The organism is Endozoicomonas sp. SESOKO1, assembly GCF_024606265.1.
In the GTDB taxonomy this organism is placed as follows: domain Bacteria; phylum Pseudomonadota; class Gammaproteobacteria; order Pseudomonadales; family Endozoicomonadaceae; genus Endozoicomonas.
The window spans coordinates 58,241-72,973 of the sequence record NZ_JAHHPP010000005.1; the positions used below are offsets into that span (position 1 = coordinate 58,241).

The 14,733-nt window shown below is 44.6% G+C and carries 12 protein-coding genes; 1 reads left to right on the forward strand and 11 read right to left on the reverse strand.

Features of this window, described 5'->3' with window-relative positions; all coding sequences use genetic code 11:
- Positions 1-2 precede the first annotated feature (2 nt).
- Together KDK13_RS00535 and KDK13_RS00540 are read right to left on the reverse strand one after the other, a co-directional pair.
- The gene (locus KDK13_RS00535) at positions 3-1,250 is read right to left on the reverse strand and encodes a TniQ family protein (protein WP_257282770.1); all 1,248 of its coding nucleotides are present in this window, start codon (positions 1,248-1,250) and stop codon (positions 3-5) included.
- 88 nt (positions 1,251-1,338) lie between these two features.
- Positions 1,339-1,629, reverse strand: a complete 291-nt coding sequence (locus KDK13_RS00540) for a transposase (protein ID WP_257282771.1) — start codon at positions 1,627-1,629, stop codon at positions 1,339-1,341.
- Positions 1,630-1,716: 87 nt separating this feature from the next.
- On the opposite strand from KDK13_RS00540, the gene KDK13_RS00545 reads away from it, so the two are divergent.
- A complete protein-coding gene (locus KDK13_RS00545) occupies positions 1,717-1,998 on the forward strand; it encodes a helix-turn-helix domain-containing protein (RefSeq protein ID WP_257282772.1) in 282 nt (93 codons plus the stop codon).
- Between the two features lie 95 nt (positions 1,999-2,093).
- Here the strand turns inward: KDK13_RS00545 and KDK13_RS00550 are convergent, their stop codons facing one another.
- The 9 genes from KDK13_RS00550 to KDK13_RS00590 all read right to left on the reverse strand — a co-directional run bounded on the left by KDK13_RS00550 (position 2,094) and on the right by KDK13_RS00590 (position 14,678).
- Positions 2,094-2,432, reverse strand: coding sequence for a hypothetical protein (locus KDK13_RS00550; protein ID WP_257282773.1), 339 nt, complete (start codon positions 2,430-2,432; stop codon positions 2,094-2,096).
- 2 nt (positions 2,433-2,434) lie between these two features.
- On the reverse strand, positions 2,435-3,139 hold the full coding sequence (locus KDK13_RS00555) for a DNA/RNA non-specific endonuclease (protein WP_257282774.1): 705 nt from the start codon (positions 3,137-3,139) through the stop codon (positions 2,435-2,437).
- On the reverse strand, positions 3,136-6,333 hold the full coding sequence (locus tag KDK13_RS00560; protein ID WP_257282775.1) for an ATP-binding protein: 3,198 nt from the start codon (positions 6,331-6,333) through the stop codon (positions 3,136-3,138). The genes KDK13_RS00555 and KDK13_RS00560 overlap by 4 nt, the downstream gene beginning before the upstream one ends.
- Before the next feature lie 4 nt (positions 6,334-6,337).
- Entirely contained in the window at positions 6,338-7,252 is a 915-nt protein-coding gene (locus KDK13_RS00565) for a hypothetical protein (protein ID WP_257282776.1), read from the reverse strand.
- Positions 7,253-7,303: 51 nt separating this feature from the next.
- Positions 7,304-9,583, reverse strand: a complete 2,280-nt coding sequence (locus KDK13_RS00570; RefSeq protein WP_257282777.1) for a dynamin family protein — start codon at positions 9,581-9,583, stop codon at positions 7,304-7,306.
- Positions 9,584-9,617: 34 nt separating this feature from the next.
- Positions 9,618-10,619 carry a dynamin family protein gene (locus KDK13_RS00575; RefSeq protein WP_257282778.1) on the reverse strand — a complete coding sequence of 334 codons (1,002 nt, stop codon included), beginning with the start codon at positions 10,617-10,619 and terminating at the stop codon, positions 9,618-9,620.
- Between the two features lie 297 nt (positions 10,620-10,916).
- Positions 10,917-11,936, reverse strand: a complete 1,020-nt coding sequence (locus tag KDK13_RS00580) for a TniB family NTP-binding protein (protein ID WP_257282779.1) — start codon at positions 11,934-11,936, stop codon at positions 10,917-10,919.
- Positions 11,933-13,936 carry a transposase family protein gene (locus KDK13_RS00585; RefSeq protein ID WP_257282780.1) on the reverse strand — a complete coding sequence of 668 codons (2,004 nt, stop codon included), beginning with the start codon at positions 13,934-13,936 and terminating at the stop codon, positions 11,933-11,935. Before KDK13_RS00585 ends, KDK13_RS00580 begins: the two co-directional genes overlap by 4 nt.
- Positions 13,937-14,045: 109 nt before the next feature.
- Positions 14,046-14,678, reverse strand: a complete 633-nt coding sequence (locus tag KDK13_RS00590) for a TnsA endonuclease N-terminal domain-containing protein (RefSeq protein WP_257282781.1) — start codon at positions 14,676-14,678, stop codon at positions 14,046-14,048.
- Positions 14,679-14,733 lie beyond the last annotated feature (55 nt).

Sequence of the window (14,733 nt, forward strand, 5' to 3'; positions counted from 1 at the left end):
GCTTACCACCTTGAGAGATAGAGGTTGCGGTTAGAGTGCCTTGACTGAAAACCCACTGACCATAAAACGAAAACATCTTTCAGTCTGAACAATGGCGTTGCAGGATTAATCTCCTCTTTATCTTTTAGCTGTTTGCACGGATGGATTAACCCATCTTCAATCAATCGTGCCAGCTGCCTGATACTTACCCCTAAAATCACACAAGCTTCAAAGCTATCCAGCAGAGTGAGGGATATTTCCGAGTACGGGTGCCCCTCCTGAAAAACAATCTGATCAAGAAATGAAAATACCGTTTTAAGCACTTCATTGGTTTCCAGCCGTTCATCCGGGAGATATCGACTTACCTTCAGTAGAGCACCAAAAATCGAACGGAATGAAGTGCCCTTCATAGAGCGCTCAGAATACTCAAGGCCTTCAAAAGCCAGTGTCTCCAGCAGTGACATCAATGCCGATGGCCAATCGTCAAAAAATTCAATGCAACGGAGCAGAAAAGCATCATCAACCAGCGATACGTCATCACTTTCTTTTTCTACCCACTGCCTGAACCACAACACCGCTCCAAAAACAGCTTCAGTCGTTGAGTCCCTGAAAAGTAAATTTCCCTGCTCACCGCTCTCAGGCTTAAAACCGTAAATCTGTTCTGCCAACCTGACCAGCTCTGGACTTGCAGGCTTAGCCACTACCATTGATAAATCAAAGCCACAAGGGCACGTAAGCAATTCGCCATTACGAATATAGTCAATCTTCAGACCGCACTGGGGGCATGAATCAATTAATAAAGCCTGATGTTTTGGACAGGCCCGCACCAGAGAGATATGCCAGAACACAGGAATATAGGGCTTTTCCTTCAAGCATTGAGGGCATATCGGAATACCTTCTGACAGGAAAAAGATTCTGGGTATGTCTAACCCTTTCCAAAACAGTGCCGTATGCTTTTCACCAAAACGTCTGGATGTTTTTAGCACCGCCATCTCCAGCAAGGGCATACGCTCTTTGCAGCACAGTTCAGACAGCAGATGAAGTGCCCAGTAACGTTTACTGGATGACATGTTGGCATGATAGAGGTTAAATCGGCCCAGCTCGGTTGGCAAAACCCCTGCCAGTTTGCCATGCTGCTTTTGTAGAAGTTTGCTTAAATGCGGGAAGAGCTTCTTTACCCGGAAACGATTGGCTTCAGCGAGCCGAATGATGTAGCTCTCCAATGATTCATCGTATTGAGGATCAGGGCGGATCAGAAACATAAGCAACATACTCAGGATATCTGAGCATCAATATAGATGCTTTTTATCTGCCCGTTATCCGCCCGGAATGTCGGAGATTTACACTTCTCAGCTTTGTTCAGCCCTGTGCCGCAAACATCCGTGCCGCTTTTTTCAATATCTCATTTTCTTCAGTCAGACGACCAAGCTCTTTTTTCAACCGCTTGATTTCAATCTCTTGGGAAGAGAGAGGGCTCACCAACTGCTCTCTCAAACCATCAACACCCTTTTGAACCCAGTGCTTCATCGTTGCCGGATGAACATCCAATTCAGCAGCAGTAGCCTTCAGGTTTTCCTCGTTTTCGAGATAACGCTCAACGGCCTGAATCTTAAAGGCCAGAGAATAACTTTTACGTTTATGGCTGTTCATTGCTCTACATCACAATAGCTAAGTATTTCTTAGTATCGTACCACAACTAAAACTCAGATTATCTTAGCTTTTATAGCTAGGATTATTATGAGCAACCGAAGCTCGGAAGCCTTGTCACCGCTCCCGAAGCGTCTCAAGGAAGCGCGGCTGGCAAAAGGGTTGTCACAGAAGAGGTTAGGGATACTTGCCGGGATTGATGAGTTTTCTGCCAGTTCAAGAATGAACCAGTATGAAAAGGGCAAGCATGCGCCGGACTTTGCAACACTGAAACGATTGTCTGATGAACTCGCTGTACCAACCTGCTACTTTTACTGCGAAGAAGAGTGGCTGGCAGAAGAGATTCTGAGATTATTTAAGGTAGACTCTTGAGCCTTTGCCCTACAGGCTCAAGAGATCATGCTAAAGAATCTTTGTAAGTATCAAATAGCTGAAGTTTATAACGAAGCTTATAACGATACTACCGCTCAGAGATTGCCTTCTACCTCATCAGCCAATTTTTGATCCCACTGGAAGTCAATAGAAAATTCTCCATCCCGGCGGAGTGTGTATCTTGCTCTGTTCCAACGGTTACTCCCCCCTTCGGTAGTAATTTTGTGCAATTGGTGAAAGTCGGCAATAACCCTGCGATCAAAGTTACGAAATTTAAAAGGAGTAAATACGCCCTCGCCATTATCGTATCCACCTTCCAGGCTTAAGGCATTATCGTCAGTTCTTTCTGCCGTAATGTGCGCTTTACTCCAGCCCTCTGCGACATTAGCAATAATGTTGTCCGCAATGCTTTTGTACACATCGTCGATTGTCATATTCAAGCCCTTACCCCATTTTCAAAGGATGAAAAATGCTCTTTCCCATCAATTTCATAGAAGACATCAAAAGATGATGGTCGTTTGCTTCCCTCTTCATAAATGGGGTGAATTTCCACAGAAACCTGCTTTGGTGGCTCTTCAGCCAGCGCAGCAGCCCACTTGTTCTCCATTCTTTTCCACTCACCACGGTTGAGATTAGATTCCATGGGTAACAGGTTGATTTGCTCACCTGGCCCATTAAATATGGAAGCAATCATGTGGCCGCCATCATCACCCTCACGTCCATCTTTGATACCACCGGCTTCAGCGGATTTAATTTGTTGATAGGTGTTCCGATCCTGAGTATTCAGCTCCAGCTGACCGGTCACTTTTGATACCCGCCCCTCACTGTCTGTCTGATAATCATAACCTCCTACCTGATACGTATGATCGGGCTGCAAAGGAGGTTCATTCAATGCTTGATTCCAGTTGCCTTTTTCACCAGGAGAGAGCTTGGTAACACTGCTATCAACCTCTTTCTCATCCCTTACGACGCTTTCAGGTGATGCATCAACAGTGACCATAACGTCTGACAGGCTTTCAGATATAGGCCTGTCGAACCATTTAAGCTCGTCCGGAGTAAGTTCTACTTTCTCAAAAGAGTTAAAAACCGGTGCCTTTTGCTCAGCCGAGAAGAACTCCTTCAGCTTATGCATCTCGTTCATAAAACAACACTCTTTCTAACGTGGTTATTCCAACCTGCATAGAGCTGAACGTAATCTTCACCTCGTTTGCTTATATGTTTCATAAGAGCCTGCTCTGTCGTCAAAGCAATCTCCAAAGACATCTCACCAAGCTGTTGTCGCAGCAATTGTTGCATACCCTCGTGCAGCTGCTCCAAGTTAGCGGATGTAGCGACGACCTGCTCAATGCCTGCGTTGCAGTCCAAAATCGTAGCGATAAGATCAGAGAGCCTGTGGAAGTTACTATCCTCGTGTATCGCCATGTTCTTCGAGTATTCACTCTCGCTAAAATACCTTGCCAGATTAAGCTTCAACTGTGTCGGCATACTGCTTTTCACCAAACCATTTTTCAGAGTCTCCACATCAATTGCTGCCCCCCCACGGCATCGTGGTGAAACCAGCCAGCTTACGACATCTCCGCGAAACTGCTTTTCATGCCAGAGGCCGGGATCATCAGATTGATAATGATAGCTATGCTCTTCTCCCAGAAAACGATTGACCTTACACAACACTGGTTCCAGCCAGTCGTTCTGATAAATCGCAGCAACACCACGAGGCAATCGAGCCAGCTCATCCAGCTGGTCATCAGACAGTGCAGCTGATCTGCCTGCCAGCTGACGGTCGGACTCATCAGGCAAACGCATAATGACTTTGGTATTGGTATTACGTATAGCAGATAGGTGAACCGCCGAAGGCGACTGGTCAGCAATGATAAATCCTTCACCATAAGTACGCATTTCAGCAATGGCATTGGAAATCATCTCTACCGACTTTTCAGCAATATTACTTCCCTCGCTGCCTGAGCTTGTTGAACTACGTAGAATATTATGAGCTTCTTCAAGCACTGTGACATGCTTTAAAGGCTGATTCATCTCTGCCTGTTCCGCACGGTGCTCACTGAGCTTAACAATCAGCAGCCCCATGATCAGTGATTTGGTTTCCTGAGAACCAACCCGGCTCAAGTCTACAATCACGTTGTGGTCGAACAAGGCCTCGTTGCTTATTTCATCTGAAGAGAAAATTTGCCCATTTAAGCCATTAGCCAGTGATTTAACTCTGGTTAGCAATGCGCCTGCATAATTGCTCTTCAACTCCTGAGAGTAAGAGGAGCTGTCAATCACTCGTTCCAGTTGCAGAAGCAAATCAGCAAAAGTCGGAAACACAAAGCTCTCTGTTTGAGTTTCAGACGTAATCAGATCCCACCCGCACTGCTCATAGCTTTGCAATATGGCATCTTTCAAAATGGCTGGCATCGCAGCATACATGGGCCAGCAGACGTTAAATATTTCAATCAGCCGATCAACATGTTCCAGTACATGCGTATCCGGAGGAAATGAAAAGGGGTTTATCTTCAGCAATTCTGTATGTTTATGGTTAGTACCCAGCACTCTCACATCCACATGGTGCCCAAAGACGTGTTTATATTCACCCTTGGCGGGTTCAATCACCATGAATGGAATGTTGTGCTGATTCAGTTTGCTCAATAACTGATAGACAGTATTGCTCTTGCCAGAACCTGTAGCGCCGGTGACAAAAGTGTGGCCTGTGAGCTGGTCAATATCCAGCTCAATTTTCTGTGGCAGGTCACTCCACAAGTGTCTGATATAACCCAGATCCAGGGTGCGCCCAGAGCCCGACTTTTTGATATTATCAAGCCGCTGGACCGTTCGGCCAAAAGCAGCGGCTTCCTGCACAACTACAGTGGAAGTGGAACGCCTTGGCAAGCTGAGCTGCAAGGCCATCTCTTTCCCCGATACCAGCGTGGCCGGTGTCAGGTACTGTATAAGTGCATTGCCTTTAAAAGCCGGTTTCAATCGAGGGTGCATCAGTTGTGCCAGCCATGGCGTAATAGATTTAGCCTGCTGATGACTCCAAGTTGTCATGGCAAAATCTTCACTGTTGGATTGATTCCCCCGGGTTAACCCTAAAAACAAGCTGGCGAGAGACTCCGAAGTGGCTGCGCTGTCGCTGATAAAATAGGCTGCCGTATGCCAACCACCATAGGATTTGGCTTCATTAATCCGATTAAGGTGATGATCAATTTTTTCCAGCATTCCTTGCACGGTTTTATCGGTGACTTCATAACTCAGCTGTTGAGTGCTGCCAATGGTCTGACCGATTGAGTGGCTATCAGTTCTACTGCGGGTATCTGTTGCAGTGGTGGTTCTTGAATGTGCTGTTGATACAGAGGTAGAAGACGCGTAACTATCACCGGATGTTGATGAATCTGACACTCCTGCAGTATGAGTTTTAGCAAACATAGGACCAAGTAATGCCCCCAACTTGTCTGGTGAACTTGAACTCTCAGTAATTGTATGGGTTTGACTGGTCGATGTGGTTTTGGTTTCACTGGTTCCCTTGGTCTCTGTCAACCCCAGACTCTCTCCCAACGACTGGCTTAAACCAAGGCTGATACTTTCGTTAATGCTTTGGCTATCCTGTATACCATAAGAAAGCTGTCGCTTAACAATACTAGACAATTGGGTGGCCACCTGTTCGTAACCCGTCCGCACAGTATTCAGTGCTGGCATCGAGATGGGTTCGGCAAGAATCAAACACTGATACGCACGGCTTTCAGCAGCATCAATAAACCGCTCCAACCCCTGCATAAAGTGCTCTTGATCTTCTGTGGAAAGCGATGGCACACTACTTACGGCTGTAACTGTGGCGGATGCGTTACTTGGGTCACCCTTAAGATTATCGAGCAACGAACCCACAGCATCACCGTCCAGTGATACAAGATGACTTCCTGGAAAATGCCCTTTAAACGCTTCCTGGAGCAACTCACCTGCATTTTTACCTAACATTTTACCAAGTTCACCCCGAGTACCGATATAAACCAGGGTGTCTCGCTGGTCAGACTCCATATACAAAAATGCCGAATAACCGGCAGCACCCAGTGCTGTGTATATGGCGGTAATGCTTTCTAATACCGACTGTTTATTCTCTTGCACCAATCGTTCTACACGAAAAACACGGACGTCACCGCCCTGATTCAGTCGTGTGGTAGAGGAACTGGCAGCAGGGATAATTTCATAATGTTTCATCTCCCCCAAATAGCTTTTGTTAACCAAATCCCGGGTAACTTCCAACGCCTGCTGTGTGCGACGTTGAAAAGCCATCTGTGCTTTTTCTTGAATGGAGCGCGACCCAGTACCTTGAGTAGAATGGTTCATAGGTTCACCGAATAATAGAATTGATTAACAGAGCCAGGGCAAGAACAGCACCACCGGCAAACAGTGCATATTTAAGCCAGTTGCTGGCATTATTTGACTGATAAGAAGAATCCGCTTGAGAAGCCCGCCCTTCTTCTGAAGTTCTCTGAGCTGCGGGTTGTACCACAGGTCTCGAAGAAGAGGCGGAGGTTGTGGCAATGTCAAACACTTGTGCACGTACCTCTACCATATGGCTTAGTCGTTCACAGGAAAAATTAGAGTTAGCATAAACTTCCTGCATGCCGTAGTAGTCTCGGTCCCACTGAGTAGAATCTGGATTCATCGCACGGGCATTGGCATTTTCTTCATAAGGCACAAATAGGTTGGGCTTTCGCAGTAACACCCAGGCAAAGGCCTGCTTGATCTGAGTCGTAGTCAACCGTTTATCATTCATCTCCATAAACAACGCGTTACGGATGTTAGAAAGGTCTCCACTGTCCACATGCTTTTTCAGGGCTGGAGAAGGGGTATAATGGCTTAAATCAACGCTTTTAAAAGTGTTCACAACAGTACCACTCTCAGAATTTGACTGGTGTTTGACGTTACTGGGAAATCCGGCAATGCCGTATTCAATCAGGTGGCTTTTTACTTCAATAACGTGCTCAATGCGCTCTCTGCTAAAGTTTTTTTCACACAAATGCACTTGTTTGAAAAAATAACCTGATAGTCGCCACTTGGGCTTATCCTGACAGATCCCATCATCGTCGCCGAGTGGCTGATAAGGCTCAAACAGTTCTGGTTTTTCTCGCTCAAGAGTTTTCAGTGCCATGCGCAGATGCTCCGGCGAACACTCTGCGTTTTCCAGGGAAGTAGCAAAAGATTTTTTAAATTCACTCGGTGTTTTGCTGTTTTTTCCGTATAAATCATTAGATTGCTTCACACTGCTCTCCTTCACCCTTCAAAGATCCTGTCTGAGGAGGGCCTAAAAGGGTTAGAATTTCAAGATATGATCAACTTCTTGTTTGATTCTCCCAATTCTAAGTTGCTCGTTTTTCGCCTCTTTAATAGCAGCTTCTAACTTGTCGCTATTTTCCATTTTGGCCTCTAGTTCATTCAGCAATGTATCAAACCTCGCCTTGAACTCCCGCTCCATAAACGACAAGTAGTTGTCTATCAGCTTGTCTTTATCTGAGTTAATCCGACCAAGGGCTTCCTTTCTCAATGTGTCAAAACTGCTACGAATTTGAGGCAGTCGCTCTTTCCACATATCATGTAAATCCACAAATTCCACCGTTGTATATTCGGCAATCTGCCTTGTTGATCCCCATGAAAATGGGTTGTACCACTTAGAGTCACTGACCGTACGGTAACCAGAAACCTCTTCTCTGCTTTGAACTTCTTCTTGCTGCAAGTCAATCTCCAGTGAGATCGCACTGATAGACTCTTTCAGTATTTTAAAGGCGGGCAACTCGAGGGCTTTGCTGTCTGGGAATAGAGAAGCGACATGTTGCAGATACTCTTGCCTTAATTGATCCTTGATCAGCTCTTGTGAACGGTCAAATGCCTGTTCATAGTTGTTAATGGTTTTCTTAAATGCAAACTCAACATCACGAGCAGTCATATCCAGGCGTTGACGAGCACTATTGATAGATGCTTCACCAGCAAAATCATCGCCCAAAGTGCGAATCAGATCATAAACATCTTTTTCCATTATATTAAGTTGCTTCTGTACAGCCTCTGGAAGCCCCTTACCTTGCTCCTTAACTGTCTGCTGATAAGCTTTTGTATTGAACCCGCTATCTCGGTTTTTTTTCAGATTAACAATGTCGAGATATAACTTATCCAATTCCTTTTCATCTAGCTTCAATTTTTTATCCAGTTCTGTCTCTCTCATGCCTTCTTTGATTGCTGCTGATAACGCTGCATGGGCTCTGTTCAGCCTCATCGGAAACGCATATTTTTTAATGTATTCGTCAATCGTGGCTTCAACAGCAGGCAGTCCGCTACGCAGCATGGTATTTGCTGAGGTTTGATCCGCCATATTTTTACGTACTTTAGCCTCCATACTATTGTGTACTTTGGCAGGCATAGTGGTGTACATGGGCAAATCCATGGTTGGCTCTTCGAGAAACAGGTCTTGAAAACCAAGCTTGTCATTACGTTCAGAACGGGTCAGTTCACCCTGCTTACGAAGCAAATACGCGAGCCTGGCAGAAATAGGGAAAATATTCGGTTCATCAATACCGTTGTCTTGCAAATAGCTTTTGACTCTATCTAGTACTGCATCTATGACTTCGCCCTTCTCTGGGTCAAACTCGTCCATCTTGTTGACAACAAAAAGGAAGCGATCTCTACTTTGTTTCCCACCACTTTTCATCTCCTCTGCAACCAGATTTAATAAACGCTTGTCATCATTGGTGCTTAATTGTGTGCCATTAAGAATATACAGAATTAATGGGTTTCTTTTAGAATCCTGAATGAAGCCCATGGTCGTACGCTCATGTTCTTCATCCTGACTGTTGTTGGGTCCCGGAGTATCGGTTAGCACCAGGCGAACATTGTCATTGGGCTCCACGGCTCGAATATTGCCATGTAACTCAATTGTTTTAGTTTCAGGATTGAAGTTCCATTCCTTAAGCAAGGCAAGGTTTACAGCATCGTTCTCCTCAAGAAGCATCCGGTTTTTCCCAAAACGCTTGCCAATAAAGCGGTCACTGGTGGTTTTATCATCAATAATATGGGCGATAGTAGCTGTAGTGGCTTCATTTGCAGCAGGCAAAATATCTTGGCCCAACATGGCGTTGATAAAAGTAGATTTACCCGATGACATGGTAGCAACTACGTAAGCATCAAAATCATTGTCAAAGGCCGCATTGATATTACGCTTTACCTCTCCGCCACTGCTTTTGATATAGTGTTTAAACTTAGGGTCTTTCTGGAGCTTTTCCAAAAGCACTTTCATCTCATCAAGCCGCTCTTCCGCGGGTTTGACCTTTTGCCACTCAAGCTCAATGACCATGCCTGCTTGCTCAGCTTTACTAGCAGCTTCCTGTAGATCGACAAAGTCTGATTCGACACCTTTAAACTCTACAAAGAAGTTTGTGGCACCATTAAATATCCGACTCAGCTCGAAAAAAATGTCTTCAACCCAAAGCTGTAAGCGCTTACGGCTGTAGCCTTGAATGCTCAGAGTTTCCGGGGGAACTTCACCGTTGATTTTGAAGAGGGTTTCTACGGTAAACGGATTGTGTTCAATGTATATGTAATTCATAGGTGCTGGTTCTGTGGATGCAAAAATAGAAAAGTCAGTGGTGAGCGCGGGCTGGAGTCTGCTGGGCAGACATGTTTGTGTAGTAGGGTACGGGTTGGTGGCGTATTCTTCGGCCTTGAGTGATTAACTTCTCAATTGTGTCTATACCACTGTAAGTGATAAATGCCTGTAACTCATGGATTGAAGGTATCAGTTCATCGGTATTGGTCACTGTCGCAATATCAGGATACTGCTTAAGGCGCTGTCGAATATGATGCTTGATGCCTCGGGGGATAAGGGCTGCATCATTCAAACGGTGCCTGTCCATTCTGAAGCGTTCCACCTCTGCGTGTAACACCGACTTTTCCCGCCGACTCAATGGTGTTTTATGCAAGATTGTTTTGGCAAGTAGAGCCACCCGGGCCATGGTTGGCACAATGATGGGGGATTGAAAGCCGAGGGTGTTCAGATAGTGCTGAGCATTATCGACATAGTGGGCAATGTGCTCTCCCAATTCTTCATCCAGTTGGTCGGCTTTATTGAGAGCAAAAATAAGTATTGCCTCGGGCAGATGACTCCGAACCAATGAAAGGATTTCTACATCATCCTGTGTGCCAAGCTGGGTCGCATTGAGTATGTATAAGATAGTGCTGTTCTGGTGCTCTTTAAGCGCATCGGCAAAAATATCTCCATGACGCTGATCAGTGCTGTTGTTAGCACCGGGAGAGTCGTAGATGACATATTCCCCAGTAGATTTCTTTTCTTGCTGATCGGCAAAAGGGACTGTGATGTCGATACGGGCGATATCATCAGTACGGTTCCATGTTTTTAGCTGCTCTGGACATACCTCCATACTGGCTTCAAGAACAAGTCCATTTTTGCAATAGCTGGCGGAAGCCGCCTGTGCATCAACCAGTCGATAAATTCGTGTAATTTTGGCGGTTGTTGCCTCATTGGCGGAATGCAGTAGTTCTTTACCCATCAAAGCATTGATCAGGGAGGATTTGCCTGCACTCATGGTGGCGGCAACAAAAATATGATTGAGGGATTGTTTCATTGGATTGATAGACGACGGATCACCATAGATAGAGCGTATAGCGTCACGGCTTCACATGTATAGGATGTGAGACTGCACTTTGCCCCTAAGCCTTACACTAGCTCTTGCTCTTAGCAGCGAGCACTAAAGAAAAGGGTAATCGGAGTTAATCCCAGAACCACAATATCTCTGATGCTCAATTGAAGGATTCTGTTAGACAAAGGCAGTATACATTATGGTACAAATGAGCCATTTCGCTCTGAAAATTCGCAATAAATGGCCAAGATTCAGCTGCAAATCCGTTTTCGCCACTGCATATCACGTAGCAGAAAGTGCCTCTGATAACTTCTGCTCTTGCGTAAATGTCTGCTCAACCACAGGATTCTGCCCTCTCCTGGCATTTTTATCCCAGTAGGAAGGTTTTGCCAGTTCAACAAACTCAACATCTTTAAGGCTTTCTATATTGAAAGCATTGCAAGCAGGGCAGCATACTGAGCATGCTTTTTTAAGGCGATCAAATGTTATCGTTGAAGCGTTTTCAGATATTGCATAAGTGGCTGCCTGATCAATAATCCCCCTCAGTACTCGCAAATTTCCTCGACTGGCAGCAAACAACCTCAAAGCTATTTTGCTTTCACCAAGGCCCGCTTTTTTCTCTAAACCGAACGCGTCATCAAGTGCATCAAGAAATGCGAAGTACTCTGCTCTCGACTTTTCATCAGATATCTTGAACGGGGCAAGAAAACGCCGTCTAAGAAAACGGCTGGCTAACTGTGGATTGTACTCTATCGCAGTAATACACCATGGAAGGCCAAAAAGAATAACAGGCCTCTTCGTTGCTATGATCAGCGCCTTGATACATTCAGTGGCTTCATAAAGATGCTTCCGAGTGTCATGTTCAAGAAGCCCCTGCGCTTCATCAATGATGAAGAGTTCCACACCCAGCTTATCGACCATTTCAACGATTATTTCCATCAGGTCATCAAACTCAAAATCTTTATAATCTTCGATCCCAAGGCCCATAGATTTGATTATTTTCCTTAACAACCCATTCCCAGAGACCTTGGGAGGTAGCACTGTATAAACAACAGGTATCACCGTGGAGTTCACCTTTTCATAGCGCTTATGGTCATTTTTAAACATCTCCATCATCTCACTTTTCCCAGCGCCTGTATCTCCATAAATAGCCATACAAATTGGCTCTCCATCTAACTTTGACAGATCTTTACAGTCATACATTTCATCAATCACGCTCAGATGGAAGTCCATCCAGACTCTCGTGTTTCTGATCTCTTTAATCTTTGCTTTTTGCAGTTCAGTCAGTTCCTGGCGCATCATTCGCCACCTCTTGTAGTAACCCAATTTGACCGGTCTATAGTCACTTTCAAGCTATCATCAGATTTGTTCTGTTCCCGACTTTCTGAAGAAGGGTTACTCTGTTGAGAATTGGCTATACCCGTTATTGAGCCAGTAGAATCATCAGCAACCTTGCCATATCTGGCTGCTTTTGCTGTCGCACCTGCTTTGCCTTTTCTGCCACGGTTTTCCCAGTTTTCAATCTCTCGTTTAACAAGCTCTTGAATTGCATCTCGGGCTGCTACCACGTCGTCATGCTTATATTTATCTCGAATATATTTGCGGGCATATTTTTTATGAACCTTGTGCTGCCACTCTGAGAGACCATTGGCATAGCCATGATCAACAGCCAGAACTTTGATGTACCTGCGCTCAAACTCATCAAATACATGAATGTGGCCAAGATCATCGGGATCAACCTTATACATAACCTGCGTGCTTCCAATCTTGCCTCTCAGGCTAGCCAGCTCATCGGAGTCATATCGCAGATTCATATATTGCACACCTCCACGGCGGAGCTTGCTGTATTTGGTTCTTCCCAAAATGATATCTAAACGTTTTGGATCAACATGACGAGGAGGAAAGTCAAGAATGCCTTCTTTCCAGGCAAGGTCGGGGATGATGGAGCCTTTAGCAACGGGCTGTTGCTGATAGACATCAACAATCCAAGTATAAAGAATCTCAAGGAAGGTACTGAACGTAATAACTGCATTCTTTTCAGGGTCGTAATCACCTTTCTCAAAGATATTGCTGAAGGTCTTTCCCGGTAGACTGATAAGCAACTTTTTATTGATAGTTCCGTATAAACGCTCAATCTTTCCTTTTAACCATGGCTTTTGTACGGGGTTGTATTGTGTCTGAATATTCAGTTCGGCAAGAACAATCTCAAGATCTTTTGACCAAAACTCTTTTCCGTTATCAAAAACAAAAAGCTCTGGTACACCAGAACATATCCATGGATTTCTTATGTCGGGATAGCGCTCTTTAATATACTTTTTGGGAATAATTATGGACTTAAGAAGTTTTGTTAGTGATAAGAAGCTTGGCGGATGAAACCCAATATAGAAGCCGGTGATGGATCTCGACATCGCATCAATTGAGGTGGTTAACCATGGCCTTCCCAAAGGCATGTAATTTTCATCATCGACTACAAACACGTCGAGCTTCGTATGATCCACCTCTACTCGCTGCAATGCCCGTTCAAGTTTCAGAGACATACCCACAGACGAAAACTCTATATCTGCTTTTCTTTTCCCTTCTCTGGCAACCATTATTTCATAGGGTGGTTCTGCCTTTATCCGTTTTCTCAATACGTCATAGCATGGGGTCTCCAATTGATCATCTTCAGCTCTATTTTTATTTGCCTTTGTTATATATCCATCAAGATTATTCCATGCTTCTTGTATCGATATTCTCTCTTTGGTTTTATATGTCTCTATTGCATCTTTTATACACTCTTCAACCTTGTCGGAGAATCGTCTTTTCCAGTTTCCCTGCTTCATTTGATCTGAAAATAATGCCTTAACAGTTTGACCATTCGAGCTATACGAGTCATTCCAACGAGCTATCGTCCTCCAGCTCGGAGGATTAGGGTCGTTTATTTCTTTGGCTATTTTGGGTATTAACGGTGTAAGTGATTTATCGGTCCAGGTGGTAACCAACGACCTTAATTTACTGATGTATTGAAACCGTAGAACCACTTTCTTTCTATGCTTCTTAGGAAGGCAAGCCAAGTCTTCTGAAAGGTGGTCTTCTTCTTCGCTATCTGGGCTGTGAATTACAAACTCAACCCTACCTTCCGCAAGAGCTAACTCAACCTCATCAATACTTCGGCTTATTGTATCGCCGCCCTGCAAAAGACTTGCAAGATCAAGTTGATCTTTCGTACTACGTTCAACCCTTAACAGCAATTCTTCATCGTCATCGCTCTGGGGAATCAGCTTGAATACAGTGCCTTCAGTAAATCTCTGGATAATAGTCATGATTTTTAAGTCAGGTGCCTAAGAATAAAGTGCTTATTTCCATCCGTTCTGAATGCAGGACGCAGGACAAGATATAACTCCTTCACCTACGCCCAATCAGAAGCGCTGTTTATGAACGAATTCGCACCAGTGATTCTTTATTTAAAGGGGATCTATGAAGCTCTGCATCCAGCTGGTTTCTGGCGATTAGGTCATAAACAACAGGCAAGAATTGAGTGATATCCATACCTGTAGAGAGAGCAAGTTCCTGGATACTTGCCTCATGATTTTCAAATGAAGAAACGCTGTTCAGTACATGCCGGTGTTCATCGGCAACAGGATCATTGTTTCTGTATCTATGGAGTATCTGAAGGTTGTTTAAGTAAGGCTGCCTGCGAATAAGCTCTTCAGTCCATAACCAAAGATCTCTTCCTAATCGCCTGGCCTCTTCCCTCTGACAGTGAAAGCGATCTTGAAAATCTTTTCGCCTGGCTATTCTCAATGGTTTTACTTCTATATATGGCTCTTGACCACTTGCCATCCGGATAAGGTGGTCAGGCGTATATCTACGAACTTTATTCCCATCGAGATACTCAAAGCCCTCAGGCTGGGACTCAAAGGATTTTACTTCCCGGGCATATTCAAGAGAATAACAGCTATGAAACTCAAGCATGGATTCAGTAAGAACAGTGGAGCCATTCTTAGGGCTAACAAAACGGTGAATATTGTTAACCTTGGATTTTCCGAGTTTTCTGCGGTACATAAAAAAGACCTCGGTTGTACAACACAGGAAGTATTGTTTCCGAGGTCGTTTTTGT

Bases quoted from the DNA above. Each gene is read 5' to 3' on its own strand.
- KDK13_RS00550 (WP_257282773.1), bottom strand. From the start codon at position 2,432: ATGACAATCGACGATGTGTACAAAAGCATTGCGGACAACATTATTGCT.
- KDK13_RS00585 (WP_257282780.1), bottom strand. From the start codon at position 13,936: ATGACTATTATCCAGAGATTTACTGAAGGCACTGTATTCAAGCTGATT.
- KDK13_RS00570 (WP_257282777.1), bottom strand. From the start codon at position 9,583: ATGAATTACATATACATTGAACACAATCCGTTTACCGTAGAAACCCTC.
- KDK13_RS00575 (WP_257282778.1), bottom strand. From the start codon at position 10,619: ATGAAACAATCCCTCAATCATATTTTTGTTGCCGCCACCATGAGTGCA.
- KDK13_RS00535 (WP_257282770.1), bottom strand. From the start codon at position 1,250: ATGTTGCTTATGTTTCTGATCCGCCCTGATCCTCAATACGATGAATCA.
- KDK13_RS00540 (WP_257282771.1), bottom strand. From the start codon at position 1,629: ATGAACAGCCATAAACGTAAAAGTTATTCTCTGGCCTTTAAGATTCAG.
- KDK13_RS00560 (WP_257282775.1), bottom strand. From the start codon at position 6,333: ATGAACCATTCTACTCAAGGTACTGGGTCGCGCTCCATTCAAGAAAAA.
- KDK13_RS00590 (WP_257282781.1), bottom strand. From the start codon at position 14,678: ATGTACCGCAGAAAACTCGGAAAATCCAAGGTTAACAATATTCACCGT.
- KDK13_RS00580 (WP_257282779.1), bottom strand. From the start codon at position 11,936: ATGATGCGCCAGGAACTGACTGAACTGCAAAAAGCAAAGATTAAAGAG.
- KDK13_RS00545 (WP_257282772.1), top strand. From the start codon at position 1,717: ATGAGCAACCGAAGCTCGGAAGCCTTGTCACCGCTCCCGAAGCGTCTC.
- KDK13_RS00555 (WP_257282774.1), bottom strand. From the start codon at position 3,139: ATGAACGAGATGCATAAGCTGAAGGAGTTCTTCTCGGCTGAGCAAAAG.